Annotated in this window: 24 protein-coding genes and 1 pseudogene; 16 read left to right on the top strand and 9 right to left on the bottom strand. The window is 38.8% G+C overall.

The window, feature by feature from the left end:
• The first annotated feature begins 39 nt into the window (after positions 1–39).
• Complete coding sequence (gene hflX, locus CXF74_RS10250) at positions 40–1389, top strand: GTPase HflX (RefSeq protein WP_101082353.1); 1350 nt, start codon at positions 40–42, stop codon at positions 1387–1389.
• 157 nt (positions 1390–1546) lie between these two features.
• On the opposite strand, the gene CXF74_RS10245 is transcribed toward hflX, so the two are convergent.
• Positions 1547–2203 carry a Qnr family pentapeptide repeat protein gene (locus CXF74_RS10245; protein ID WP_101082352.1) on the bottom strand — a complete coding sequence of 219 codons (657 nt, stop codon included), beginning with the start codon at positions 2201–2203 and terminating at the stop codon, positions 1547–1549.
• Between the two features lie 315 nt (positions 2204–2518).
• Between CXF74_RS10245 and CXF74_RS10240 the strand changes: the two genes are divergently transcribed.
• Positions 2519–2836 carry a YkgJ family cysteine cluster protein gene (locus CXF74_RS10240; protein WP_101082351.1) on the top strand — a complete coding sequence of 106 codons (318 nt, stop codon included), beginning with the start codon at positions 2519–2521 and terminating at the stop codon, positions 2834–2836.
• Positions 2837–2995: 159 nt separating this feature from the next.
• On the opposite strand, the gene CXF74_RS10235 is transcribed toward CXF74_RS10240, so the two are convergent.
• Positions 2996–3895 (bottom strand): LysR family transcriptional regulator, encoded by a 900-nt coding sequence (locus CXF74_RS10235; RefSeq protein WP_101082350.1) that lies wholly within the window; start codon positions 3893–3895, stop codon positions 2996–2998.
• Between the two features lie 547 nt (positions 3896–4442).
• Between CXF74_RS10235 and CXF74_RS10230 the strand changes: the two genes are divergently transcribed.
• The gene (locus tag CXF74_RS10230) at positions 4443–5420 is read left to right on the top strand and encodes a zinc-dependent alcohol dehydrogenase family protein (protein ID WP_101082349.1); all 978 of its coding nucleotides are present in this window, start codon (positions 4443–4445) and stop codon (positions 5418–5420) included.
• A gap of 91 nt (positions 5421–5511) precedes the next feature.
• Here CXF74_RS10230 and CXF74_RS10225 read toward each other — a convergent pair whose 3' ends face one another.
• From CXF74_RS10225 to CXF74_RS10205, 5 genes are all read right to left on the bottom strand, one after another.
• A complete protein-coding gene (locus CXF74_RS10225; RefSeq protein ID WP_198552828.1) occupies positions 5512–6159 on the bottom strand; it encodes a lysophospholipid acyltransferase family protein in 648 nt (215 codons plus the stop codon).
• A 2-nt stretch (positions 6160–6161) separates the two neighbouring features.
• Complete coding sequence (locus CXF74_RS10220; protein ID WP_101082348.1) at positions 6162–7097, bottom strand: phosphatidate cytidylyltransferase; 936 nt, start codon at positions 7095–7097, stop codon at positions 6162–6164.
• 1 nt (position 7098) lies between these two features.
• Complete coding sequence (locus CXF74_RS10215; protein WP_101082347.1) at positions 7099–8466, bottom strand: phosphatase PAP2 family protein; 1368 nt, start codon at positions 8464–8466, stop codon at positions 7099–7101.
• Positions 8466–10295 (bottom strand): bifunctional alpha/beta hydrolase/class I SAM-dependent methyltransferase, encoded by a 1830-nt coding sequence (locus CXF74_RS10210; protein ID WP_198552827.1) that lies wholly within the window; start codon positions 10293–10295, stop codon positions 8466–8468. Before CXF74_RS10210 ends, CXF74_RS10215 begins: the two co-directional genes overlap by 1 nt.
• 63 nt (positions 10296–10358) lie before the next feature.
• Positions 10359–10955, bottom strand: a complete 597-nt coding sequence (locus tag CXF74_RS10205; RefSeq protein WP_101082346.1) for a CDP-alcohol phosphatidyltransferase family protein — start codon at positions 10953–10955, stop codon at positions 10359–10361.
• Positions 10956–11397: 442 nt separating this feature from the next.
• Between CXF74_RS10205 and CXF74_RS10200 the strand changes: the two genes are divergently transcribed.
• Positions 11398–11697 carry a hypothetical protein gene (locus CXF74_RS10200; protein ID WP_101082345.1) on the top strand — a complete coding sequence of 100 codons (300 nt, stop codon included), beginning with the start codon at positions 11398–11400 and terminating at the stop codon, positions 11695–11697.
• 180 nt (positions 11698–11877) lie between these two features.
• On the opposite strand, the gene CXF74_RS10195 is transcribed toward CXF74_RS10200, so the two are convergent.
• A complete protein-coding gene (locus CXF74_RS10195; protein WP_101082344.1) occupies positions 11878–12519 on the bottom strand; it encodes a LysE family translocator in 642 nt (213 codons plus the stop codon).
• A gap of 132 nt (positions 12520–12651) precedes the next feature.
• Here CXF74_RS10195 and CXF74_RS10190 point away from each other — a divergent pair, with 132 nt between their 5' ends.
• The gene (locus CXF74_RS10190; RefSeq protein ID WP_101082343.1) at positions 12652–13575 is read left to right on the top strand and encodes a LysR family transcriptional regulator; all 924 of its coding nucleotides are present in this window, start codon (positions 12652–12654) and stop codon (positions 13573–13575) included.
• A 5-nt stretch (positions 13576–13580) separates the two neighbouring features.
• Here CXF74_RS10190 and CXF74_RS10185 read toward each other — a convergent pair whose 3' ends face one another.
• Positions 13581–14720: a murein transglycosylase domain-containing protein gene (locus tag CXF74_RS10185; RefSeq protein WP_101082342.1), complete on the bottom strand. Its 1140-nt coding sequence runs from the start codon at positions 14718–14720 to the stop codon at positions 13581–13583.
• A gap of 253 nt (positions 14721–14973) precedes the next feature.
• On the opposite strand from CXF74_RS10185, the gene CXF74_RS10180 reads away from it, so the two are divergent.
• The 11 genes and pseudogenes from CXF74_RS10180 (at position 14974) to CXF74_RS10130 (ending at position 26123) form a co-directional block, all read left to right on the top strand.
• On the top strand, positions 14974–15222 hold the full coding sequence (locus CXF74_RS10180) for a type B 50S ribosomal protein L31 (protein WP_101082341.1): 249 nt from the start codon (positions 14974–14976) through the stop codon (positions 15220–15222).
• A gap of 9 nt (positions 15223–15231) precedes the next feature.
• A complete protein-coding gene (gene ykgO, locus CXF74_RS10175; protein ID WP_101082340.1) occupies positions 15232–15357 on the top strand; it encodes a type B 50S ribosomal protein L36 in 126 nt (41 codons plus the stop codon).
• Positions 15358–15588: 231 nt separating this feature from the next.
• Positions 15589–16053, top strand: a complete 465-nt coding sequence (locus CXF74_RS10170) for an OsmC family protein (RefSeq protein ID WP_101082339.1) — start codon at positions 15589–15591, stop codon at positions 16051–16053.
• A 178-nt stretch (positions 16054–16231) separates the two neighbouring features.
• On the top strand, positions 16232–16936 hold the full coding sequence (locus CXF74_RS10165; protein ID WP_101082338.1) for an SDR family oxidoreductase: 705 nt from the start codon (positions 16232–16234) through the stop codon (positions 16934–16936).
• Between the two features lie 95 nt (positions 16937–17031).
• The gene (gene bla / locus CXF74_RS10160) at positions 17032–17787 is read left to right on the top strand and encodes a subclass B1 metallo-beta-lactamase (protein ID WP_101082337.1); all 756 of its coding nucleotides are present in this window, start codon (positions 17032–17034) and stop codon (positions 17785–17787) included.
• Between the two features lie 389 nt (positions 17788–18176).
• Positions 18177–19030: pseudogene (locus tag CXF74_RS10155) on the top strand (pirin family protein).
• 67 nt (positions 19031–19097) lie between these two features.
• The gene (locus CXF74_RS10150; protein ID WP_101082336.1) at positions 19098–20078 is read left to right on the top strand and encodes a glutathione S-transferase family protein; all 981 of its coding nucleotides are present in this window, start codon (positions 19098–19100) and stop codon (positions 20076–20078) included.
• 128 nt (positions 20079–20206) lie between these two features.
• Complete coding sequence (gene ribA / locus CXF74_RS10145; protein WP_101082335.1) at positions 20207–20803, top strand: GTP cyclohydrolase II RibA; 597 nt, start codon at positions 20207–20209, stop codon at positions 20801–20803.
• Between the two features lie 59 nt (positions 20804–20862).
• Positions 20863–21753: a LysR family transcriptional regulator gene (locus CXF74_RS10140; protein ID WP_101082334.1), complete on the top strand. Its 891-nt coding sequence runs from the start codon at positions 20863–20865 to the stop codon at positions 21751–21753.
• 154 nt (positions 21754–21907) lie between these two features.
• On the top strand, positions 21908–23932 hold the full coding sequence (locus CXF74_RS10135) for an alkyl/aryl-sulfatase (RefSeq protein ID WP_101082333.1): 2025 nt from the start codon (positions 21908–21910) through the stop codon (positions 23930–23932).
• Positions 23933–24281: 349 nt separating this feature from the next.
• Positions 24282–26123 carry a monovalent cation:proton antiporter-2 (CPA2) family protein gene (locus CXF74_RS10130; protein WP_101082332.1) on the top strand — a complete coding sequence of 614 codons (1842 nt, stop codon included), beginning with the start codon at positions 24282–24284 and terminating at the stop codon, positions 26121–26123.
• Positions 26124–26306 lie beyond the last annotated feature (183 nt).

Below are 26306 nucleotides of genomic sequence, written 5' to 3'. Positions count from 1 at the left end.
AGGATGCACAGCATATTACTTTAAGCAATGAGCCACATTATGTCGATCACTACAGCAGATAACTCTGTTACCCGCGCCTTACTAATTTCTATTCGCACCCCAGATGTTACGCAACTGGAAGTAGACGAATCATTATCTGAATTAGGTCGGTTAGTGACGACCTTAGGATTTGTTGTGGTGGGTAAGCAAACACAGCGCCAACAATCTACCAAACAGCTATCGGTATTAGGCTCAGGCAAACTCGAAGAGTTAGCTGCCTTAACCAACGATGAAGAACTGCCGCCACAAGATGACGTTGAGGTTAATTTTAACCAAGACCAAGTCAGCGATTTATTAGCCGCATCAGAAACGCAAGAGATGGCGAATGTCGTGGTCTTCGATTGTGAATTAAGCCCGAATCAATTACGCAGTGTTGAACTGGCATTAGGCGTTGAAGTTTACGACCGTACCCGCGTTATTATCGAAATATTTAGTAAACATGCCCGTACCCGTACGGCTAAGTTACAAGTAGAAATCGCAAGATTGAACTACTTAACGCCACGTATTCGTGATGAAAACAGTGGTGACCGTGAGCGTCAAAAAGGTAGCTGGATTGGTGAAACGGCTTTTGAAATTAATCGTCGTCGTATTCGCGATAAAATTGCCGATTTAAAACGTGAGTTAATTAAGTTGCAAGGTGAAATGCAAGGTCGTCGTAGTGGCCGTGTAGAGCAACAATGTGTCGCGCTGGTGGGTTACACCAATGCCGGTAAGTCATCATTAATGCGTGCCTTAACTGACTCGGAAGTTTTAGTTGAAGATAAGTTATTTGCGACGTTAGACACAACGGTTCGTACGCTGCAGCCACCGACACAACCACGTATTTTGATTTCTGATACCGTTGGTTTTATTAAAAAGCTACCACATGATTTAGTGGCATCATTCCACTCAACCTTAGAAGAAGCAAAAGATGCTGCTTTACTGCTTTATGTAGTGGATGCATCGGATGTAAACTTCGAATCACAATTAGCGGTGGTTGATCATGTATTAGGCGAGCTAAATGTCGATTTTAGTAACAAGATACTGTTACTTAATAAAGTGGATTGTATTAGCGAAGAACGTCAATTAGAGCTTTTAGAAGAATACCCTGATGCGCTACAAATCAGCACGCGTGATAAGAGCGATGTTGCGATGGTTCATCAAGAAATTCAAACTTTCTTGGAAAAGAAAATGTGTGCTGCTTGTTTTAATATCCCTTATACCGCAAGCGGTATCATGGGTGAGATTCACAGTAAAATGCAAGTTATCGAAGAGCAATATCATGAAGATGGTATGCGCCTAACAGTTAAAGCCAGTCCTGTGGCACTAGAGCGTTTACATAAAATGCTGCAAACGTCTTTTAACAAATAAATAAAAACAGCCTTCAGTTATTAGCTATCAGCTATCAGCTGTCAGTAAGGTCAAGTGCAACGTCAAAAGCGATTCACCACGAAGTGTTTTTAATGTTTTTCTTCGTGGTGAAATGGTTGTGAACTTACTGATAGCTGACGGCTGAAAGCTATCTTTCCTAGCTTGGTAAAATAACAAGACCCAGTGGCTCTAAGAGTTGCTCTTGTTGCCAGTCACAGATTTTCACGCCGTTTAAATTGATACGGCGTGGATCTAATCCGATTAATTCACAATTACTTAAGTCACAAAACTGCATATCAAACTGTTGCCAGCTATCGGCTGAAAACTCACCACGACTTAAATCAGACCCTTTAAAAGAAGCTTGTTGTAGATTAGCGCCTGTCCAACGGTTTTCAAAGAGATCACACTTCTCAATGCATTGTTTTTCAAAGTTGCTATAAGACAAATTACAGCTGGTGATGTAAACAGAACAAAAATAACTTTGATGAGATATCTGATTTACAAAACTGGTTTTACTAAAATTCGCACCTTGTAAATCACAGTCTCTAAACTCCATGCCAAACCCATTGGCACCCTGAAAATTTGCCATGCTCAATTTGCAATGTTTGAAACTCGCATCACGTAAATCGGTGTAGTTAAACTGGCAACCAACATTGTCGCCTACTTCTATAAATTTACAGTTAATAAACTGCGCATCACGCAAGTCTGCACGGCTGAAGTCACACTGATAAAAGAGACACTCTGTAAAAATGGTATCTTGTAATAATTGTTTCGAAAAATCATGCTCTTGAAAGGTTTTTTTGTTGTGTTTCATGTTGTCTCCCAAATGTTCAATAGGGTAAGACTAACACTGTAAAATAGGCAAAATCCAATTTATTAACTCCTTTAAAATCAGCATGTTAAAAACACCTCAAATCACGATTCTAAGGGGGGATAATCGAATGCTAAGCACTGTTTCATTCCTTCATCAGTGTTGCAGACATTGAAAATAGTTTAAATGCTGGATGGGTATGCACCTTAAAATGAAAAACAGGCAATTATATGCTGATTACTATATGATGCAGCGCTATAAGATGAGTGCGCTATCGACTCTCTGTCCCCTAAATTTAAATAGAATTGATTGTTGTTTATGACTATTAGCGTAAAAAATATAGCCGTGCCTGAAATGCCAGAAACGAAAGCCACTTGTTCTGCCTGCCTTGCTGCTTGCTGTAGTTTAGAGGTGTTGATCATTTCTGATACCGGTGTGCCTGAACGCTATATTGATTTTGATGAGTATGGCGGTGAAACTATGTTACGCTTAGAGGAAGATGGCCGTTGTGCCGCGTTAGACCGAGATACACAAATGTGTACTATCTATGAAAATAGACCTTGGATTTGCCGTGAGTTCGAAATGGGCTCTTATGAATGTGAAAATCAATTTAAAGGCAGAAAGCAGATCACATAGAAACTGCTGCTGAGCTTTGAGTAAAAATTGAGATGTTCTTTTTGTTAACTGAATAGTAGAAAAGAACATCCGACGAATCTTTATATGTACGACCCATTATTCTCTGTCATTACTCTCTACCATCACTCTTTACCATTATTTTTTGTCATCAAGACTGGCTTAGATTTCTAGCCCAGTAATATTCTCAACCAAAAAATCCAAGAAGACCCGTGTTTTAACTGAAACCATATCGCGTTTTAAATAAATCGCGTAGGTAGAGCTGAGCTCTTCATAGGGACTTAATACAACCTTGGGCATCACATGAACAAGTGTGCCTTCTGCGAGCTCTTTTTTAACTGCCCAAAAGGGCATTAAGGCTAATCCTGCACCGGTTAATAATAACTGTTTTTGACCATTTACTGAGTTCACTGACAGGGTATTATTGATGTTTAATTTTGTCCGTTGCTCGGCCATTAAATACCAATCTTGCCAACGTGGGTAACTGTAACGAATACATCGATGTTCGTTTAGTTCTTCAGGAATTTGAGGCGTGCCATTATTGGTTAAGTATGCTGGGCTAGCGCATAACATAAAGTTGTTATAAGCCAAGTGTTTAGCAATCATATTGGAGTCTGCTAAACGGCCACTACGAATTGCCACATCAACATTCTCATCAACTAAATCAACAACACGTTCGCTTAACTCAAGCTTGATATCAATATTCGGGTACAACGCCATAAACTTTGCCATTAACGGCAATATGATGCTTTCACCAAAGCCGACTGTCATATTCACTTGCAGTTTACCTTTAGGCGTTTCTTGTAAATCATTCACCGCACGTTTAGCTTCATCAAACTCTGAAACAATACGCTGAGAAAATTCATAATACTTTTGGCCCGCTTCGGTTAAACCTGTATTGCGGGTAGTTTTATTTAATAGCCGTACCCCAAGCTCTTTTTCAAGCACCGCCAATTGCCGTGAGATAGATGAAGGTTGCACATCAAAGATGCGACTCGCTTCAGAGATACTGCCTGTTTCTACTACACAGTTAAAATACTGTAGCCGATTCAATGAACTCATTTTTATTTCCTTATCACGCTACTTGATAATGCCATCAGCCATCAGCTAGTAGCTATCAGCTAGTAGCTATCAGCTATCAGCCATCAGCTATCAGCTAGTAGCTATCAGCTATCAGCTATCAGCTAGTAGCTAGTAGCTAGTAGCTAGTAGCTAGTAGCTAGTAGCTAGTAGCTAGTAGCTAGTAGCTATCAGCTAGTAGCTATCAGCTAGTAGCTATCAGCTAGTAGCTATCAGCTATCAGCTATCAGCTATCAGCTAGTAGCTAGTAGCTATCAGCTATCAGCTATCAGCTATCAGCTATCAGCTAGTAGCTATCAGCATGTGATGGATTTTAGATTGGCGTTGCTTAAAAGGCAAAGGTAATTTGTTATTTGGGTAATGGTTTGCTCTGCTGACAACACATAGAATAGCCCCACTGAAACGAACTAGTCGCTGAAAGTAGCGAAGAAACAACGTTCCCAATACATTTTAAGCGCGTTCCTAAGTACTTTATAAGCACTTCATAAGTGATACGCCAAGTAACTAAACAAAATAAGAGAGCAAAAATATGAAAGCAATGATCATTAAAGAAATCGGTTCTTCTGACGTTTTTCAACTTGTTGAAAAAGCAAAACCCGTTGCCAAAGCAGGGCACATGGTTGTTGAAGTTAAAGCAAGCAGCGTTAACCCATTAGACGTTATGTTACGTTCAATCGAACTGCCTTGGTCTGCAAACTTACCTGAAGTATTACACGGGGATGTTGCTGGTATTGTTGTAGAAGTAGCCAGTGATGTGACTAACTTTAAAGTGGGCGATGAAGTTTACGGTATGGCGGGTGGTATTAACGGTGTTGATGGCGCATTGGCTGAATTCATGTTGGTTGACGCGCGTTTAATGGCTCAAAAACCAACAACATTAACCATGAAACAAGCCGCTGCATTACCGCTTGTTGCTATTACTTCTTATGAAGCATTAGTACAAAAAATGAATGTTCAAGCGGGTGATAACGTACTTATTCATGGCGCAACAGGGGGTGTTGGTCATATTGCTGTTCAGTTAGCAAAAGTATTAGGTGCAAACGTAACAACAACTTACGGCACTGCAAACGAAGCGCTAGCAAAAACATTAGGCGCCGATAACCTCGTTGATTACAGCAAACAATCAGTAGCAGAATATGTTGCTGCTTATACCGATGGACAGGGTTTTGATAAAATCTTTGATACGGTTGCCGGTGATAATATTGAGAAATCTTTCGAAGCTGCTAAATTTAATGGCCACGTAGCGACTATTTTACCGATTGCTGATCCACTACAAATTGCACTTAAAAGCTTGTCATTTCATAGTGTGTTAATGCTTGTGCCACTTTGCCACGGTATTAACCATGCCGCACACGGTGCTATTTTGACTGAGATTGCTGAATACGTTGATGCAGGTAAAATCACTCCTATCATCGATGCAAGTGACTACTCGATTTGGGAAGTCGCACAAGCACATGATCATCACTCGTCAGGTAAAGCGGTCGGTAAAATCACACTAACTGCATAAATAAAATAATATAAAGCGAGGCCTGTTCTTTGATAATGAAGAGCAGGCCTTTTTTTGTTATTAATATTACAAAGTAAGCGCTAGTCGTAGGTTATTCTTCATCTTGGCGTGTTAAACAGTATTGATAGAGATGATGATAAGCAGGTAATAGGGTGCTTTGAATTTGCTCTGTAGAATCTTGAACTAACAGGCTATCACCAATCACAATATCGCAGTTAAAAGGTACAAATAATCCTTCGCCACGGGGTAATGAACGGCCTAAACCATGCATCACAATCGGTGTTATTGGTACGTGACCATGTTCCTTTGAAAGGTAATAAATACCTTTTTTAAGACTAGATAGTTGCTCTGGTTCACCACGTGAACCTTCTGGAAATACGACCAGAATATCGCCGTTATCTAACGCCTCTAAGCAGTCTGAAAAAATCTCATCTCGATTGGTTCCTCCTTTTCTATCCAGTGGAATAATGCCAATCACATTTAATGAAAACCACGCTAACAATTTATTTGATAAGAAATAATCAGCAGCCGCAACAGGGCGTACCTTATGTATTTTGGATAAGGGGTATAGACTAATTAATACCATCGTATCAAGGTGACTATTATGGTTAGGTGCTAATAAAGCAGGGCCCTTTAGGGGGAGTTTTTCTCTGAAAGTGATATTTAAACCCAAGATAATAAATACAATCGGTTTAATGAACAGTGCAAAGAATAATACTTTTAGAATACGTGTCATCATAATTAGTAGTGTAAAAAATAGAGGTAATGGAAGAAAAGAGGCGCGGTGTAAATGAGGCTATCAATGCGATCTAAAATGCCGCCATGACCTGGAATTAATTGGCTACTGTCTTTGATGTTTAAATCGCGTTTAACCGATGACAATACAACATCGCCAAAAAATCCACCAATGCAAATGATTAACCCTGCACCTAGTCCTTCTATCCAAGTCAGAGGCGTGAGGTAAGGGGCGATAAAACCAGAGGTAATAGTGAGAGTCACTAAACCTCCGATAAAACCTTCCCATGTTTTATTAGGGCTTACTTTAGGGATTATCTTGTGTTTACCAAGCATTTTTCCCCAGATGTATTGGCATACATCGTTGAATTGCGTCATAAATATCAAGTATAAAATAAGACCAACACCACCTCCGAGGGCATTCTTTTCAGGCAATACCAGTAAAAAGGCGATATGGCTAACCGAAAAGACCGTTAACATCACCGACCAATGCAATACACCAGCTGATTTTATAAAACCTTTTGTTTCTCCAATTAAGACCATTCGAATGGGAATAAAGAGGAAAACATAAATAGGGATGAAAATAATGAACATGCCAAAGTAAGCTTGGCTGACCCAGTAATATTGCAGTGGAATAGAAAGGTATAACCAAAAAACAGCACGCCTATCTACCATGCGCATTGGCACAATTGATAAAAATTCTTTTAATGCTAAAAAGCTTAAAAAAGCAAAGAACACTATGGTTGCTGTTTCGCTAAAAATAAACACAAAAAACATGATGCCTATCATCCACCACCATGACTGAATACGTTGGCGTAGCTCAGTGTAATCAGTATTAGGTGAACGAAGCTTTAATATTAAACGAATCGTTGTTGCGATAACTAACAGGGCAAACACTGTGAGCATTGCATATTTTGAATGTAAGGGGATATTTGCAAACATGTTAATTTCCTTGCTCTGTGCTGTTCAAACGTGTTGTTAAAAATTGTTGGTATAAATCAATGTTGATACGCATATATTTTGATTGTACGTAACGAGGCCTGGTTGTTTGTAGCATCTGTTCTATCTCCCTGGGGCTCTTCTTGTTAAATAACATCCAAGCCCAAATCACTAATACTGATCGCGACAAACCTAATGCACAGTGAATATAAACACCCTGTTGCTTGTTATTTTCGATGAGCATCACCGCTTCATGTAATGCACCTGGCGATTGAATGGTTTGATCAAGAAAATTTAATCGATGCTCTGGAAGTTTGGTTTTATTAAACTGTAATTCGCTGGCTAAATTGATCACCTGTTTAAGGTGCAATTCAGAGAGTTGTTTGTATTCATTCGGTGCCGGAAAACGGCCAAAATAAATACCCTCATCTACTTTGGCTAATAAAGGCAATGAACGCTTATAAAATAGCCATGATAATTTACAACCTAAAAAATAGGGTAAAAATACTATCCATTGCACTAAATTGGCTTTATTACCTGCCTTCACAAGCAGGTTATTTAAGCCGAAGGCATACACTAAGCTGACACTTAATAGTGATAAAAAGGGGTATAAAAACCATATGCCGACTTTAAAAGAAAGCGTCATCAGAAGAATGCTCGCGACTAAAAAATATAACGCCATTTTTAGATGTCTGGGTGTCATAAAACAATTTAACAGCCATTTACTACGGGTTGGGTTAAGTAAAGTCACGGCAGAAAAGCCAACCAGTAAACCTGTTGGTAAATCAATAAAATGATGTTGGAATACAAACAGGGTGGAGATGATTATTAATAATAACCAACTACCTAATAGTGTTTTTAACCAGAGGGGCTTGATGTGTTGCTGCATGCTAAACCAAAATACAATCGCAAAGCTGACATGTAATGAAGGTAATTGGTTAAAGGGTTTATCCGCCTCTAACAAGGTAAACAAAAATGGGAACTGGGTAATATCAGGTTTTGCATAGGAAAACTGCAATGGCATAACAATAAATATGCTTACCGAAAGTAATACAATAAAAGCAACACGCAGGGCAAGTGTGCGTAATTCAAGGCGTGTTTGAGCGAGTAAAAAGGCAATCACAAAAACAATATCAGACGACATATAGGGTACGATAAAGAGCTCGATAAAGGGAATCTGACTTTCCCATGAAAATAACCACGCCGGGTGTGGCGCAGTTAAACTCGCTAGCTCATTGGCTGAACCGTATAACAAAAAGAATAGTATGCCGAGGTATAGTAGCCACACAATACGTTCTTTGAGTGTGGATGATGCTTGCATTGAAGCATCGTAGTGTACCTGGCTACTTTGGGATTGAATCGTATTTGTCATTATGCAACGGACTCATTTTTATTAATCGCCGTTATATCAACATTTAATGGTTCAGCACTTTTAGGTGTAAAAGTGGCCGCCGAAACGGTAAAAATTCCCCAGTCATCTATCAGCATATTGTCTTTTTTAAAGCCAAAGTGAGCAAAAATATTATCTAATTCATATTGGCTACGACGGCGCATTATCCATTTACTTTGCTGGTGGTTGCCTAATACGTTAGCTATTTGATGTAATTGTGGGTGCCAAGGTTGCCCTGTATAAATAAGCTGTGTATTAGCATTAATAATTGAGCAAAGCCCTTTAATCGCTTTGCTAATGAGTTCGTTGTCTGGGAACAGTTCAAATACACCAGAAATCACCACAATATTAGGACTAAACTCATCCCGTTCATAATTATCAAGGTCAAAAGCATCACACTGGCTGTAACTGATATTTTCTAATCCACGCTCTTTTGCAAGTGCACGACCTTGTTCTACATTTTGTATTTGGTAATCGCGTACTTGAATATTCACATCACGATATTGATTCGCAATTTCAATTAAATAACGTGCAGGACCGCCTGCAATATCAAGAATATTAACCTTTTGTCCCTCTGCTTGTAAGGCTTGTATCTTTTCTTCTAATAATTTTATTGTATGTTTTTTGCGCTGGCGTATGCCTTTCCAACCGATGCTATTCAGGTAACCTTTATCGATGAAACGACCGATTGCACCTGCACCCTGTGGTTCATTTTTATAGACATGATCTAAAGTGACCCCTGAATCAAAGCCGTATTGCAAACCAATTTTCATACCTTTACTTAAAAAACCTAAGTATTTCATTGAGGTACGCTGAAGCAGGAAGTTTGCATTAGAAAGTAACGGTAATGTGCCATAGCTAATTTGATCACACTCTTGTTGGGCAATTTTAATTAACTGTTGACGTTGGCAAGGTTGGCTTAATGTAAAAGATTGCTCTGCAAACTGCGCTATTTCATCAATCGCTGTTTGTGCATTTTCTTCGTATAAAACCCCATGGAAAAAGTGTTCTAGCAATACAAAACGTTTATTCTCAGAGGATAATCGCGCATAAAAATCACCCTGTACTTTAGAATCAACAACATAATCTTTACCTGCTGAAAGGACTAATGTTGGCACCGTGATCATGGCTGCATCATTAACAATACGCTCACCAGTCTCTAATAATGTGGTCAGTTGTCTTGCTGGAATATGGGGCGTAATAAGATCATCGCTATCGTATTTCTGCTGTTCACTTTTATCGTGGGTTAAGTATTTTGATTTTACATAGGAAGTAATGTTGAGTCTTGGCAATAGTTTTACTGCCTGTGTTAAAGCGGGTTTTGCAAAGGGGATATAGAGTTTAATTTTAAACGCTGGTGCGACTAATGCCATTCCATTAATGCTGGGCGCATAATCATGTACCCAAGTCGATGCAACAACACCGGCCACTGAGTTAGCCACTACAAAAATATCTTTCTGTTGTTTGTTTTCCTGTATGCAAACAAAATGTGCAAAGGCATCTAAATCACGCACTAAATCCATAAATTCAAACGTGGCGGGTAAATCGGTCATGCCATGGCCACGGTTATCAAATGAATAAATCGTGTAACCATGAAAGGCTTTATTGTTAGCAATACTCTGCAGACGCAAAGAGTGCTCATGCCCTCTATGTAATAGTAATAAAATCTTACCATTATTGGTTTCTTCATTGTGCCAACGACGGTAAAAGAGTGGCTTTTTATCAAAGCTTACAAACGTACCTGTTTGCATTTCCATCGTATTTGATTTTATTGTGTCTTGTTGCCCTGAATCCATATCGTTTACACTCATCTGCTTAGTATCCTTTAATTTTATGATAAAACGCGATATTTCAATTTTTAAGCTGCTAAATGGTTATTGGCAACCTCTGTCCATGCGACGAAATAGGGTGAATAAACCAAGCAGACTAACGATGCCTAAATAGATGGAAATCCACAGTGTATTAATGAGATTAAAACTTAATAATATGGCTAAGAAACTGATCACAAATGCACGATCACTTTTACCCATAGGACCATCATAGCGACGTGTTTTTGTTAAGGTTTGTGCGACCACTCCGGCCATTTCTGTAAAAACACCAATAATGACAAATGCCACTAAAAAACTAGCAGAAACACCTGCAACATAAGCGAGCGGAAGGTACATCACGACATCGGCCATTACATCTGTCATTTCATTGAGCATTGCGCCTTTTTTGGTCTGCTGATTATATTCACGTGCGAGCATGCCATCGATGGCATTAAGCGCCATGCGCAATAATAAAATAATTGGCAGTACTAATAATGTCCAAGTAAGGGAGTGACTAAAGTAGATAAACACACCACAGCATAATGATAAAATCATTGCAGATAGGGTGACTTGATTAGGCGTTATATTCGCGCGGGCAAGTTTCGCGACGATTGGCCTAAGTAAATTTTGAAACTTAGGTTTTAGGTCATAAATGGTTAACATACTAAAATCTCATCTTTGCGTTTAGTTATTCATTAAATAAACGTGATTAATCAATGGTGAAGGAGAGGATATTTTATGAAGTATTACATTCAATAATTTTTAAAAATAACCTTCAATTATAATATCTGCAACAATATCATCTAAAGCTGATTATCTGTTGTTTTGTCACGCAAAAGTCACATGATTAATCGTTTTTTTTGGAAAGTGCTTGTTGATATGTTTTTTATATAATAAATGCGTATCTGATAGCAGTAAATAAGCTCATTTTTTTAAGTTCAGTTGCTGTTCGTACTCATTTTCATTATTAGAACAATTAAGTTTTTTTGTCGCCTTAAAGCATCCCCCCCAAAAAAAATTATCACTGCATTACCCCCTGTAAAAATCTAATAGCGTGTTATAGTTCACACTTTGTGATTACGATGTATTTCAAGTGGGCTGTTTGATGGAAAAAGTAAAAAGTTTTAAAGCGATGTTGTCAGTGTTTGATTTCCTAATGACATTACTGATTGTAGGTGTGATGGCATGGTTCATATTCACCGGTATTAATGCCACGCAGCAAGCAGGATTTGTGATTATTGGTTTATCATTAATTGGAGGTTTAGTGGCCTGGATGGCTAAGGTTTTACTTTTTGGTTTATCTTACTCTGTGATTGCTATTGCAGAAAATACGGCACCAGAAAAAGAACAACTTGGCAGTTATAACGACTTGGTGAAAGCTAATCGCGTTCAAAGTAAATGTTAATGCCTTACTGCATCGTAAGTTTCTTCGCAGTGGTTGCGCTTGCCTGTTCAAGTGCTGGTTTAATCTTTCTATAAAGGTTATTGGTATCTGTTGTAAACGCCTTACCGGTAACTATTCAGTCGAATAGTTACCGTCTATCTTATTGATTACCTTCATCCAAGTTAAAGCACATTCATCAAGTTAAGCAGCATTCATCAAGGTTAATTTGATAGCAATAAGCATCAAGGCTAATCCTGCTACTTTATCAATCTTTTGTTTATGACGATTAAAAAAAGGTAATAAGGTGGGATGTGATAACAGCACTGCAACGCTGCTAAACCAGATCAAATGTGTCAGCATAATGATCAACCCATAACTTATCTGCATCACTAAAGGCGTTTCAAGAGAGACCACTTGCGTGAAAATACTTAAGAAAAAGATAGGTGCTTTAGGGTTGAGCAGATTACATGTTAGCCCTAAACGTAAGGCTGCTAACGGTGACATATTGGCTGTTTTATTGTCTTGATCATCGGTTAATAATTCACGAGTTGTTAATAACTGCCAGCTAATATAAATAAGGTAAGCCGCGCCACAATATTTTATCGCCGTGAATAACCACGCTGAATTTGCAATGATGACCGCTAATCCTGCAATCGAATAACTGGCATGAATACAAATAGATAAACAGACGCCAAGGGTGGTGTATAAACCGGCTAAACGGCCATTACGAATACTCGTGCGAGTCACCATCACAAAATCAGCACCAGGCAAAACCGCCATAAAAAGTGCAAAACTGCTCACCGCGATTATTTCTGTCATATAACTACTTATTAACAATTCCATATTTACCTCATTGGCTATTTAGTCGATGAATCTAAGAAAACATGCCTGCGCCACACATTTTTTATTGTGTAACTATGTTAATTTATGAGGAATTTAAAGCAATACATCTATTTGTAAAAGGACTTGTGCGCAGTGGACACAAATAAACTTATCCCTTTGTTACCTGATATGGCGATTTTTGTCACTGTGGTTGAGCAGGGAAACTTCAGTAAAGCAGCTAGAAAAATCGGCGTAACGCCTTCTGCGGTGAGCCGTCAAATAAGCCGTTTAGAGGATGCATTAGGCATCAAACTATTACAGCGTACAACACGACAGTTAGCGTTGACTGAGTCGGGACAAATCACCTTTGATTATTGTAAGCAGATGGTGGAATCAGCAGAACAAGCGGTGAATGCCAGTGGTTCTGCAACCTCGACTGTGACTGGGTTATTAAGAGTGGCGGCACCTAAGTCCTTGGCCAGTCGTGTATTACGGCCTATTTTTACTGAATTTTTAAAATGTTATCCCGATATTCAACTGCATTTAAAAGTCACCGATAGGGTGTTAGATCCTATTCATGATGGCGTGGATTTTTTAATTCATATTAATGACAGCCCGATTGAAGCCCTGGTTAACGTTAAAATTGGTCGTGTTGAGCAGGTGATATGCGCCAGTCCTGATTTTTTAAAAACGCATAAAGCCCCAACACACCCCGATGATTTAAAACATTTACCCTGTATCTCGTTAGGAGAAAACTCAACGGATAATCGTTGGCGCTTTAAGAAAGAAAACCAGCAAGCCACTGTGCAGGTGAGTGGCTCTTATTTATTGAATCACAGTGAAATGCGTCGTGATGCAATTGAGCAGGGCTTTGGCATTGGATCATTGCCAGATTACACCGCGTTGCAGGGCATACAAGCAGGCACATTAATTCCAATATTAGAAGATTGGCAACTACAAGGTAACTACCACGGCGATATGTGTTTGCAGTATGTGCAGAGTAAATATATGCCTAATAAAAACCGTGTGTTTATTGATTTCATGAAGGAAAAATTACTGATTATTACAGAGAACTAAAGCAGTTAATCTAAATGTGTGTATTTTTTTTGATAGCTTGAAACACGTTTTAAATAATTTTGAGTTTCAACGCGATGATGGCGTTGCGTGATAAACCAATAAGCCTCAGCAGGGGTCATATTGTTCAAACGATTAATCGCCTCTGTGCGACTGCCTTTGGGGCTTAAGCTTTTAAATAAATTACCCGCTCCCCCGTTATAACTGGCAATGACTGCATATTGGCGTGTTGTTGCATTTTTTATTTTATGTAAATAACGATTACCTAAAATCGCTAAATAGGCACTACCCACTTCAACATTATTGGCGGTATTAAACAGATAGGATTCTGTTGGTACATGATCATAACCTTCAATACGCTGAAAATATTCCCTGCCGGCTTGGCGCTGCAAAATTTGCATTAACCCGATGGCATTAGAGCTCGAACGTGCTTTAGGGTTAAACGCAGATTCAGTTTCAATGACACCATAAATAAGGGAGATAGGAATTTGATGACGGCGACTTGCAGAGGCCACCAAATCATAATATTTGATACTGGATATTTTTGTATGGTCACGGCTTAAATAGATGCGTGTTTTATAATTATCGGGGCGGTTATTGGCATTATTTTTAATTAAATAATCGGCAAAACGTAATGCTCGCCAATTGCTATTAATCGCTTGTTTATCTTGATCTAATATCTGTTCATAGAAAAAAGGTTTGCCTGATTTAGATTGCAAACCAAAGTCATGGGCGGTGTTCGGGTCGATATCGTTTGGGTCAACTTGCGTTAACAGGGTTTTGACAATAGCCTTTTTTAAGGTCTGTTCGCTGTTGGCAATCACTTCAATAATACCGCGTCTAAAATCCACGGTGACACTGCTATTTTCATCTTGGCTCAGAGATAAAATAGTAGGATCTTTACCCGCCATATCGAGTAATACTGCCTGCACATCGGTGCTGTAATCTTCAAATGCTAAGGGTTCAATCTCGACTTCATTCACTGTGCTAAATGCATCACTATTATCGCCTGCCATATCCAGTAATACTTTTTGCACATCTTCTTGGTATTGAGAAAGGTGGATTTCATCGGCGCTTAAATATAACGGCGAGATAAATAACATGAATAAAAAAGAATAACCGACTGACCGTTTTTTGCTGAATGTCACTGTCTATTACGCCTTAATATAATTTTTATGCATGAGCCATAGGCCGATTAATAGGAAGGTTTCATTTTATAGATAATTTAAGCGCGGTGGTTATTTAACTGTTGAGAGGGGGATCTTTCTCTCTTTTATGTATTCCTTTAACAATAAAGCTTATTAATAACTATTATCATTTAACGTTTTGTTATAATATAACGTTTTGTTACTATATAACACTTTAGGTGTTATTCAATTCAGTTATTTATTAAGGTTATTTATGAAAGAGAATATTCACCCTAAATATCAAGACGTTGCTTTTCACGATACCGCGGCCGATCACTACATTATTGTTGGTTCTTCGCTGCAAACGGATAAAACCGTGGAGTTAGAGGGTAAGACCTATCCCTATTTTCCGATTGATATTTCCAGTGCCTCGCATCCTTTTTATACCGGTAAACAAAGCGTGGCAACACAGGATGGTCGTGTCGCTAAATTTAATAATCGTTTTGGTAAATTAAAGGCTTAGGGGATCATTATGAAAGTATTAAGTTCGCTAAAAAGTGCTAAAAAACGTCACCCTGATTGCCAAATCGTCAGGCGTAAAGGCAAGTTATTTGTTATTTGTAAAACCAACCCGCGGTTTAAAGCACGACAGGGTTAGTTTTGTTGATGGCGTGAACACATGGGATGTTTGCGCCATGACTGCTATTACTACGATTACCACTTTAGATAAGACACTGATTTACCTTATTATTAACAGCAAGCCCTTCAGATTTTACTCTTCCGCATTTGTTTTCTAATACTTACTGATTAATTGATTTAATATTGATAACATCCAATTGATTTTGATCCTCTTTAACTCTCAGCGAATGAGCAATATAAGGAAATAAACATGTCTGAATACAGTGCAACGGTAAAATGGCAACGTCAGCAACAGGAAACCTTTATTGATAATAAATACAGCCGAGGCCATTTGTGGGTATTTGATGGCGGTGTTGAAGTACCTGCCTCATCATCACCCTCTATTTTGCCAGTACCACTTTCAGTTGCCGAGAATGTTGATCCTGAAGAAGCATTTGTCGCTTCACTTTCAAGTTGTCATATGTTGTTTTTTTTATCGATAGCAGCGAAAGCAAAATTGGTCATAGAAAGTTATAACGATCCGGCTGTCGGGATATTAGAAAAAGATAGCGAAGGTAAAATGTCGATGACTCAGGTTTTTTTACGACCAAAAATTATTTTTTCAGGGCCACCTCCAAGTTATCAGCAGCTTGAAATTATGCATCATCAAGCCCATGAATTATGTTTTATCGCCAACTCGGTTAAAACACAGATTGTTACTGAAATCATCGAGTAACTGAAATCATTGAATACGGTGTTATTTCTTAAAAATCACTCATATCATTGCGCTAGGTAAATGTTTTGCTGAGGCGCTTTCTTTACACTGCTTTTTAGTTAGTTAGTTAGTTAGTTAGTTAGTTAGTTAGTTAGTTAGTCAGCTCTGTTATTTTTCATTCAATATTTTAAGGAATAAAATGCTTACAGGTAAACGTATTGTGATTGTTGGAGGCAGTGCCGGAATTGGTTTAAGAGTGGCAGAACAGTTGATTGGCGCTGGAGCAACCTTGATTATTGTAGGGCGCACGCAAGAAAAAATTATCGAAGCAAAAAAGAAATTAACCAGTGATGTGTCTGTCTATCAACTTGATGCCAGTAACGAAACCGAGGTGATTCATTTTTTTGAACAAATTGGTCATTTTGATCACCTTATTTCAACCATTAAACACCCACATGTGACCGGTGATTTTGCAACAACCAGTAGCAAAGATTTAAGAATCGCCTTTGATACTAAATACTGGGGACAACATAACTTAGTGCAACACGGGTTAAAAAACATCAATGAAGGTGGCTCTTTTATCCTTACCTCTGGCATTGCTTCCCGTCGTAGTTACCCAGGATTTTCAGCCACTGCCGCTATGAATGGCGCGATTGAATCCTTGGTTAAATCGTTATCTGTTGAGCTTGCCCCAATTCGTATTAATGCCGTTTGTCCGGGATTTATAGAGCGCTTTAGTGATGATAAACAGCGATTAGAAACGGTTAAAAAATTAGGGGCTCGTTTACCACTAAAGCATTTAGGGGAGCAAAACGAAGTGGCTAAAGCGTATGTGTTTCTTTTACAAAATAACTATGCAAGTGGCACTATTATCGATATTGATGGGGCTGAATTGTGTAGTTAATCATGGCCTAATAAGCATCTGTTTTTGAGATTATTGTTACTAGACTGGGTGTTTATCTTTGTGCAAGATAAGGTTTTTTATATTGGCGAATAATAATGACTAAACAACTCTTTTCTTTACTTTTTCTACTGAGCTCCAATGTTGCTTTTAGCGCGAATTTATCTACTCAGCTACAAATAAGTGCGCTTTCAGAGAACCTTTACCTAGTGAAGTCGTTTAAAGAAATCGTAAACAGTTATGAGGGTGATAAACCCATGCTGATTGATGCCAACTCATTAATCTATGTTGATAATAAAGATGCCTACCTGATTGATACCCCTTGGAATGAAACGGATATGCCGGTGTTAATGGCATGGATTGATAAACAAGGTTTAACCTTAAAAACGACAATAGTGACTCATTTTCATGAAGACCAAACGGCTGGCCTCGCTTATTTAAGCGCACATGGTTACCAGAGTTATGCCTCAGAGCAAACGAATGCTTTGCTCAAAAAAGATAAAAAAGCACCGGCAACTGATACTTTTTCTAGCCCTGAGTTTGCATTACTGGCCGGTAAAATAGAAGCCTATTATCCCGGTGCTGGACACTCGACTGATAACTTAGTCGTTTGGTTGCCAACGGAGCAAGCACTCGTTGGAGGCTGTTTATTACGTGCGAATGAGGCTAAAACGATAGGTTGGATTGGTGATGCGAATACTGAAAAATGGCATCAGTCAGTGAAGAATGTACAACAGCGTTATAGCGATAGTAAATACGTGATTCCGGGCCATGGTGATGTTGGCCAAGGGCAAAGTATTATTCGTCATACTTTATCTATTACTCAGCCTTATGAGACTGAGTTAGCGCACTAAGCCAGTACTAATGAGCCACGTATTAAGCAGTAAAAATCGCTTAATACGTGGCGTTTGTGGCTAACCTATATTTTTAAGAAGATGACGATATCCCCTTTTTTACTCTGCATGCACACACTGCCACAGCGCACTCTCTCCTGAAACGACTACAACACCCTCCTGAAACTACTAAAATGTAATTTGAATGCGTCAAATAAAATAAAATGTTTTTTGTGTTTTAAATCAGATGTTTATGAGTTTATTTGGTTAGTTAATTCCACTTGAATCTGATTTTGTTCAAATAAAATGAACAAACTAGACTGTTATCTGAAATAGTTTTATTAGCTGCCCTTTGCTAACTTATAGGGAGAGAAAAAACACGTGTAACGAATGATAGTGAAGGGGGAATGATGAAAATAATTAATGTCGTTAATAACCAAGCGACTCAAGATGGCGATGGTGTCAACATTGCGCGTATTGCTGATTTTTCAACATTAACCCTTGATCCCTATTTAATGATTGATGAAATAAAATCAGCCAATGAAAATGATTATGTAGGCGGTTTCCTGAGCATCCACACCGTGGCATCGATACTTTCACTTATATGATTGAGGGTGGTTTTACCCATCAAGACCAGCTAGGTAATAAAGCCACCATTAAAGAGGGTGGCGTGCAGTGGATGAGCACTGGCTCAGGTGTAATGCATTCAGAGATGCCGGTATTAAGTGAGAATAAAAACATTCATGGTTTTCAGATTTGGCTGAACTTACCTGCAGCCGACAAAATGCGTCCGGCAATATACCAAGATGCTAATCACCAAGATTTACCGGTATTAAATAATGACCAAGGTGCCTCGCTGAAATTGTTAGCGGGGGAGTGGTCTTTTGCACAACAAACAGCAAGTTCACCGTTACAACAATTAGCCGGTGATGGTGCGATTGCTGATTTAACCCTGAAGGCTAATGCTACCGCTGAGCTTGATTTATCGCACTTTACTCAGGTTTTAATCTTGATCCATTAAGGCGCTATCAAGGTATCTTCAACCTTAACTAATAAAGTCAAAGCCGGGCAGTTAGTGGTGATTGATAGTGCTGAGTTATTACAATTACAAGCGGATGAAAATGGTGCGGGACTGCTGATGTTAGCGGGTAATAAAATCAATGAAGAGATTGTGCATAGGGGGCCTTTTGTGATGAATACACAGGCACAAATGCAACAAACCATTCGCGATTATCAAGCGGGTAAATTTGGCAAGATTAACTAACCCCTCCATGAAATTAGCACTAAGCATACGATATTTTACTTTGTTTTATAATCATTAGGAGCAGGAAATGGGATTATTAGTCAACGGGTTATGGCAAGATCAGTGGTATGAAACAAAAGAAAGTAAAGGCGCTTTCCAACGAGAAGAAGCGCAGTTACGCAATTGGTTAACGGTGGATGGTAGCGCAGGTCCGACGGGAGAAGGCGGGTTTAAAGCGGAAAAAGATCGTTATCATTTATATGTTTCTTTAGCGTGTCCTTGGGCGCATCGCACGTTAATATTTCGTGAGCTAAAAGGGCTACAAGATATTATCCCTGTTTCCGTGGTCAGTACTGATATGTCTGAATTTGGTTGGAGTTTTGACCAACAAACGGGCAGTACAGGTGATCACTTATTTGCCTTAGATTTTATGCATCAACTGTATACAAAAAATAAAACGGATTATACGGGGCGAGTGACCGTACCGGTATTATGGGATAAAAAGTTAAAGCGTATTGTCAGTAACGAGTCCTCTGAAATTATCCGTATGTTTAATAGTGCATTTAATGCCATCACCGATAATCATTTAGATTTTTATCCTGAAGCGCTACGCAGTAAAGTTGATGAAATTAATGAATGGGTTTATTCAGATATCAATAATGGCGTTTACCGCTGTGGTTTTGCAACCACACAAAAAGCCTATGAACAGGCGTATCATCAGCTCTTTAATGCGCTGGATAAAGTAGAAGCTATCCTCGCAAAACAAGCTTACCTCGCAGGAGAGCAAGTGAGTGAGGCGGATTGGCGTTTATTCACCACACTGATTCGTTTTGATAGTGTTTATTTTGGACACTTCAAATGTAATCAGCGTCAAATTGAAGACTATAAAAATATCAGCCACTATTTGCGTCAGTTGTACCAAGTTGCGGGTATCAAAGAGACGGTTAATCAAGAACATATTAAACGCCATTATTACTTTAGCCATACTATGATCAATCCCACACAGGTTGTGCCACTGGGGCCCAATATTGATTATGATCGCGCACATAACCGTTTAAAGAATCACTAAATCAGTATTAATAAACACCGCATAACACTTGAAAAATCAGATGAAGATCCCAATATGAAAACTATCTAACAAGTGATAATATTTAAGGCGCTAATAACAGCGCCTTTGTTAATTTGATAAAGAAGCCCATGAATAAAATACGTGCAAGAGTTAATTTAAAAGTTGGTTTACACAGTGATATCGATGCTGAGATCGCGACCTTTAAGGTCTTTGATGAAAACCATGAGCATATTGCATTAATTTTTCAGCAGGCTGATAAAAATCAAAAGACACCCTTAGTGCGTATGCATTCAGAGTGTTTAACCGGTGATGTATTTCATTCGTCACGTTGTGATTGTGGTGAGCAGTTAGATGAAACCATCAACCTGATGAAAGACCAAGGTGGTATTATTCTTTATCTTCGCCAAGAAGGCCGTGGTATTGGTTTGTACAACAAAATGGATGCTTACGTATTACAAAGCCAAGGCATGGATACTTACCAAGCGAATAAACATTTAGGTTTTGCTGAAGATGCACGTAGTTTTGAAGATGCGGCGACTATGTTAGAAGCACTTGCGATTACTGATTTGCGTTTGATTACTAATAATCCTAAAAAATTCAATGCCTTAAAAGATGATTTTAATATCGTTGAACAAGTGAATACCAGTTTGCATTTAAAGGATGATAACGACAGTTACTTGCGCACTAAAAAATCTCACGGTAAGCATGATTTCAATAAAAAATAATCACTGCTGATTTTCAACAAAAGATAATTAATACTGATTTTCACTAATATGTGGCGACTATGAATCTTAATTTATTACGAATTTTTGACGCGGTGGCCACAACGGGTAGTGTTAATCTTGCTGCTGAATTATTGGATATGACCCCGCCAGCGGTCAGCCAAGCATTAAGTAAATTACGCGAGCAATATCAAGACCCGCTTTTTATTCGCCAAGGGCGCGGTATTATCCCCACCAACTTTGCTCTCGAATTACACGCAGAAATTCAACCTCCATTGAAGCTATTATTAAATAGCGTGCAATCTAAGCAAGCCTTCTCAGCGAGCACCAGTCAGCGTACTTTTCGTATCTCAAGCCATACTGATATTGACCAAATGTTAGTGCCATTTTTGCATGTTTATAAAAATAAACATGCCCCAAATATAAACATTATCATCAGTCCTGATTATCAAGATATCAGCGCGCGCCAAGATGATTTGCGACTGCGTAAAGTAGACTTTATTTTTGCCACAAGGCCAATACAAGATCGCGGTTATCATAATCACTTATTAACCGAGCAACCGCTGGTGGTGGTATGTAAAAGTCAGCACCCACGTATTAAAGATGAATTATCTGAAAGCCAATTTTTTTCTGAAAGACATCTTAGTTGGATAAAACAATCAAACGGTATTATGAACAGCAATGAAAGTGCCGCCTCGAAGCTTGATAAGCGTGACATTGCTTATCATGCTGACTCTGTTTTTTCTGCGTTAATCATGGCTGCGCAAACGGATTGGTTATGTGTCGCGGGTTTATGGCATGCACAACAGCTTGCTGACTTTGGGCAGATAAAAACCTTTAAAGTACCGTTTAATACTAACCCCATCCCTATTTATATGTCTTGGCATCAGCAATCTGATCCCGGTCAAGAATGGCTAAAAAACGCCATTATTGAAGCCTTTAAAGGTAAATGAAAGATAACTAACAATTTTGTGAATTAAGTTTTACTTAATTAACATTTACCTTTTTGACTATCGTTCCTGCCCTTTATCCCCTCTATCATCACCTTACTTACAACAAGTTACTTACAGCAAGTTACACCATTCTTGTTCACGATAGAGGTTATCTATGCCATATAAAAAAGTGTCATATAAAGAAACGTCATGCAAACAAGCACCACCTAAAAACGGTTTTTTTAAGAAAACAATATTAACCACGGTTATGCTCACTATTTTAACGCCAACGTTTGTTTCTGCAGCACCTACAGCGCAAGAAAAACCGGCAACCACATTTACCATTGATAAAAATAACCAACTGAAAAGTTATTTAGACTTTGATAATAAAAGTGATTTTGAAGATGCAAAACGTGGTTTTATTGCAAAATGGCCAGAAGATACCATTAAAGACAGCGATGGTAAGGTTGTTTGGGATTTCAGTAAATATGACTTTATCGACCAAGATAAAGGTGCAGAAAACATTAACCCATCTTTATTACGCCAGGCTAAATTAAACAATCAAGATGGCTTATTTAAAGTCGCTGATGGCGTTTATCAAGTACGTGGTTTCGATTTATCGGTAATGTCATTTATTCGTAGTGATAATGGTTGGATTGTTATTGATCCGCTCATTTCTGAAGAAACCTCTCGTGCAGGCTTAAAACTATTACAAGAAAACATCGATGATAGCCCCGTCGTTTCGGTGATATTTACTCACTCGCATGTTGATCACTTTGGCGGTATTTGGGGGGTGACCAGTAAAGAAGCAATAGAAAGCGGCAAAGTATCTGTTGTGGCACCAGAAGGTTTCTTTGAGCACTCTATTGCAGAGAACCTCATGGCAGGTAATGTTATGTCGCGTCGCTCTTCTTATATGTACGGCAACTTACTTGAAGCAAGCAGCACAGGCCAAGTTGATGGCGGATTAGGTAAAACAACCTCAACGGGAAAAATCGGCATTGTTGATGCTACTATCGAAGCAACAACAACCGGTGAAGTATTAAAGGTTGATGGTTTAGATATTGAAGTATTAATGACGCCTGAGTCTGAAGCTCCCTCTGAGTTTATTTTTTACTTCCCTAAATATAAAACCATGATGGCAGCGGAAGTAATGACTCATACGATTCATAATATCTCCACATTACGTGGTGCTAAAACACGTGATGCTTCTGCATGGGCGGGTTATATTGATCAAGCAATTCGTACCTTCGGAGATAAAACTGAAATTATGATTGCCTCTCATCATTGGCCGACCTGGGGTCAAGATAAGATTGAAAATCAGTTAGAAAAAACACGTGATATGTACAAATTTGTACACGATCAAACCTTAAATTTAGCCAATCAAGGTTACACACCTAATGAGATTTCAGATAAATTAACACTGCCAGAGTCTTTAGATAAGGAATGGTACAACCGCGGTTATTACGGCAGTGTCTCGCATAATGCGCGTGCAACTTATGACTTCTACTTTGGCGCGTGGTGGGACGGTAACCCTGCAAACCTTAATCCATTAACACCTGAGGAAGAGGGTAGCAACTATGTTAAAGCCATTGGTGGCGAAGACAAAGTGATGGATATTGCTGAACAAGCGATTGAAAAAGGAGAGTATCGTTGGGCTGTGACGCTATTAAACAACATTACTTTTTCTAATCCAGAAAACATGGAAGCGCGTTATTTAGAAGCGGATGCGATGGAGCAATTAGGTTATCAATCGGAATCGGGCCCATGGCGCAACTATTACCTGGGTGGTGCAAAAGAGTTACGCCAAGGTATTAAAGCGGTCGCAACACCAAAAACTGATTCTATTGCGGTGAACATGCCCTTTGCACAGTTCCTTAATTACTTGAGTGTGACGGTTAAACCTGAAGTGGCAGAGGGTTTAGATTACAAAGTAAATATCAACGTTAAAGACGATGGTAAATACTCAATGAATTTAAGTAACTCAACCTTAAAATCTTACTCTGATACGCAGTTTAAAGAGGCTGATTTTAGTATTAACTTAAGTCGTGATTCATTTGAAAAAATGATTTCTAAAAAATCAAACCTTAAAGCTGAAATGAAAGCGGGACGATTGACCGTGACAGACCAAGCTAAATTTAAAAAGATGATGTCTGTCTTTGGTACGTTTGAGTTATGGTTTGGTGTGGTTACTCCATAAAGGTTACGCCATAAAAGTTACTCCATAAAAGTTACGCCGTAAGCTTATCGGTATAACTCTGTCTGAATATAAGCTTTATATTCAGACACTAAAAACGTGGCGATGCCACGTTTTTTATTTTTCATCAAGAAGTTTTAGCAAGATTCCAACCCACATTACCCGCCTATCTCCCCTTTAATATTGCCTTATTAATAAACCGCGACTGTCTTTTTATTTACTACAAAAAACATTCAAAATTTTATTATCCTTAACACAATGATTTTCCTGAGTTTCGGTATAAACTTGACGATACTTAGCGTACTTGAATGCCTCCCGCATCGAGACTATTACGCCTCTTAAAGGAATCATTATGTTAGAAATAGCCGTTATCTACCTTGCAGCCGCCATTGTTGCGGTGCCTATTGCTAAACGATTAGGCTTAGGCTCTGTATTAGGTTATCTATTAGCGGGGATTTTAATCGGGCCTTTTTTATTAGGGTTTGTGGGAGACCAAACAGACATTATGCACTTTGCTGAGTTTGGTGTGGTCATGATGCTATTTTTAGTCGGATTAGAGCTACAACCGGCGCGATTATGGAAATTACGCCACTCCATTATTGGTCTGGGTGGTTTGCAAGTATCGCTCACTACCTTACTCATTTTTTGTGTGGTCTTTTATGGTTTTGGCCTGCAGTGGCAAGCTGCACTAGCGATTGGGTTAATGCTCGCGTTGTCATCAACCGCGATTGTATTACAAACCTTAAGCGAAAAAGGCTGGATAAAACAAGAAGCAGGGCAGAGCGCCTTTTCTGTTTTACTGTTTCAAGATATTGCGGTTATTCCCATTCTTGCTTTGTTACCGTTGTTAGCATTCCAAGATATTACCCATACGACAGGCACGGGGCATAACCTTATTGAAGGTTTCCCTGTTTATGTGCAGGTAGCTATTTCGCTAGGGGTTATTAGCGCGATCGTGCTCGCAGGTAAGTACGTTTCTGCACCATTATTTCGTTATATTGCAGAAACAAGATTACGTGAAATATTTACAGTATTTGCTTTGTTCTTGGTTATTTCGATTGCTTTGATCATGCAAAATATTGGTTTGTCGCCTGCATTAGGCACTTTTTTAGCAGGCGTTGTCTTAGCAGAAAGTGAGTTTAGACATGAGTTAGAAGTCGATATAGAGCCTTTTAAAGGCTTGCTTTTAGGGCTGTTCTTTATCGCAGTCGGGGCCTCTATTGATTTCCCGCTGTTATTTGAAAATGCGTTGTTAGTGATCAGTTTGGTTGCGGGTTTAATTATTATTAAAGTGGCTGTGTTAGCACTGTTAGCGCGATTATTTAAAATGCACAGCAAACAAAAATTGCTATTTACCTTAGCGTTGGCGCAAGGTGGTGAGTTTGCATTTGTTTTATTATCACTGACCACATCGTTAAATATTTTAAATCCTGAGCAAACTAAAATCACTACGCTGGTGGTTGCTATATCTATGTTATGCGCGCCAATATTATTAATGATGTATGAAAAACACGTTAATAACAGTGCGAATAAAGCGCCTGAGTTTGACGATGTAAAGGATATGACGGCAGCACAAAATGTGATTATTGCTGGTTATGGACGTTTCGGGCAAATTGTTGGGCGTTTATTACATGCACAGGGATATCATTTATCGGTGCTTGACCATAGCCCTGCGCAAATTGAGATGTTACGTCGTTTTGATACGGAAGTTTTTTATGGGGATGCTGCACGTAAAGACTTACTAGAAGCCTCGGGTGCAAGCGAAGCACAGCTCTTAGTGGTGGCGGTTGATGAAGTTGATAAAAGTATCGAAATTATTGAGATGGCACAAAAATATTATCCTAATTTAAAAATAGCGGCACGTGCCATTGATCGCCGTCATGCATATCAATTAATGCATTTAAATGTCCATGCTTTTAAACGTGAAACCTTTGATTCAGCGGTTAATTTAGGTATTGATGCGTTGAAATTATTGGGTAATAACCAACAATCGGCAGAGCGTGCAGGTAAGTTATTCTGTCAGCATGATAGTGATACGTTACAAAGCCTGGCAGATACTTGGGGTGATGATAAACAATATGGCATCGCGGTACGTCAACATCTTGAAGACCTTCAGTTGGTATTGGATAACGATAAAAAAGAACAAGAAAAGCTTAATACCTGTCACGGTGAAAACTGTGAGCAGGCTAAGTAAACACTAAATAAAGCGTTGTAGTTGCTGCTGTAGTTCAATTGATGAATCGATGAACTACAGCGCTTTTCTTTTGCATTTATACTGATTCCTGCCTGTGTATTTCCATTCCATATTGATTAACTTTCCCCCATAAAGTAAAGCTATATCACTTAATTTTAACTATGGCACGAGCCTATTTGTGTA

It is taken from the genome of Psychromonas sp. Urea-02u-13 (genome assembly GCF_002835995.1).
In the GTDB taxonomy this organism is placed as follows: Bacteria; Pseudomonadota; Gammaproteobacteria; order Enterobacterales; family Psychromonadaceae; genus Psychromonas.
Note: the sequence above shows the minus strand (reverse complement) of the source record. Positions and strands in the feature narration are given on the sequence as shown.

Bases quoted from the DNA above. Each gene is read 5' to 3' on its own strand.
- ykgO (WP_101082340.1), top strand. From the start codon at position 15,232: ATGAAAGTATTAAGTTCGCTAAAAAGTGCTAAAAAACGTCACCCTGAT.
- CXF74_RS10225 (WP_198552828.1), bottom strand. From the start codon at position 6,159: ATGATGACACGTATTCTAAAAGTATTATTCTTTGCACTGTTCATTAAA.
- CXF74_RS10165 (WP_101082338.1), top strand. From the start codon at position 16,232: ATGCTTACAGGTAAACGTATTGTGATTGTTGGAGGCAGTGCCGGAATT.
- CXF74_RS10235 (WP_101082350.1), bottom strand. From the start codon at position 3,895: ATGAGTTCATTGAATCGGCTACAGTATTTTAACTGTGTAGTAGAAACA.
- CXF74_RS10170 (WP_101082339.1), top strand. From the start codon at position 15,589: ATGTCTGAATACAGTGCAACGGTAAAATGGCAACGTCAGCAACAGGAA.
- CXF74_RS10150 (WP_101082336.1), top strand. From the start codon at position 19,098: ATGGGATTATTAGTCAACGGGTTATGGCAAGATCAGTGGTATGAAACA.
- CXF74_RS10195 (WP_101082344.1), bottom strand. From the start codon at position 12,519: ATGGAATTGTTAATAAGTAGTTATATGACAGAAATAATCGCGGTGAGC.
- CXF74_RS10140 (WP_101082334.1), top strand. From the start codon at position 20,863: ATGAATCTTAATTTATTACGAATTTTTGACGCGGTGGCCACAACGGGT.
- CXF74_RS10240 (WP_101082351.1), top strand. From the start codon at position 2,519: ATGACTATTAGCGTAAAAAATATAGCCGTGCCTGAAATGCCAGAAACG.
- ribA (WP_101082335.1), top strand. From the start codon at position 20,207: ATGAATAAAATACGTGCAAGAGTTAATTTAAAAGTTGGTTTACACAGT.
- CXF74_RS10230 (WP_101082349.1), top strand. From the start codon at position 4,443: ATGAAAGCAATGATCATTAAAGAAATCGGTTCTTCTGACGTTTTTCAA.
- CXF74_RS10200 (WP_101082345.1), top strand. From the start codon at position 11,398: ATGGAAAAAGTAAAAAGTTTTAAAGCGATGTTGTCAGTGTTTGATTTC.
- CXF74_RS10135 (WP_101082333.1), top strand. From the start codon at position 21,908: ATGCCATATAAAAAAGTGTCATATAAAGAAACGTCATGCAAACAAGCA.
- CXF74_RS10215 (WP_101082347.1), bottom strand. From the start codon at position 8,466: ATGACAAATACGATTCAATCCCAAAGTAGCCAGGTACACTACGATGCT.
- bla (WP_101082337.1), top strand. From the start codon at position 17,032: ATGACTAAACAACTCTTTTCTTTACTTTTTCTACTGAGCTCCAATGTT.
- hflX (WP_101082353.1), top strand. From the start codon at position 40: ATGTCGATCACTACAGCAGATAACTCTGTTACCCGCGCCTTACTAATT.
- CXF74_RS10220 (WP_101082348.1), bottom strand. From the start codon at position 7,097: ATGTTTGCAAATATCCCCTTACATTCAAAATATGCAATGCTCACAGTG.
- CXF74_RS10210 (WP_198552827.1), bottom strand. From the start codon at position 10,295: ATGAGTGTAAACGATATGGATTCAGGGCAACAAGACACAATAAAATCA.
- CXF74_RS10180 (WP_101082341.1), top strand. From the start codon at position 14,974: ATGAAAGAGAATATTCACCCTAAATATCAAGACGTTGCTTTTCACGAT.
- CXF74_RS10205 (WP_101082346.1), bottom strand. From the start codon at position 10,955: ATGTTAACCATTTATGACCTAAAACCTAAGTTTCAAAATTTACTTAGG.
- CXF74_RS10245 (WP_101082352.1), bottom strand. From the start codon at position 2,203: ATGAAACACAACAAAAAAACCTTTCAAGAGCATGATTTTTCGAAACAA.
- CXF74_RS10130 (WP_101082332.1), top strand. From the start codon at position 24,282: ATGTTAGAAATAGCCGTTATCTACCTTGCAGCCGCCATTGTTGCGGTG.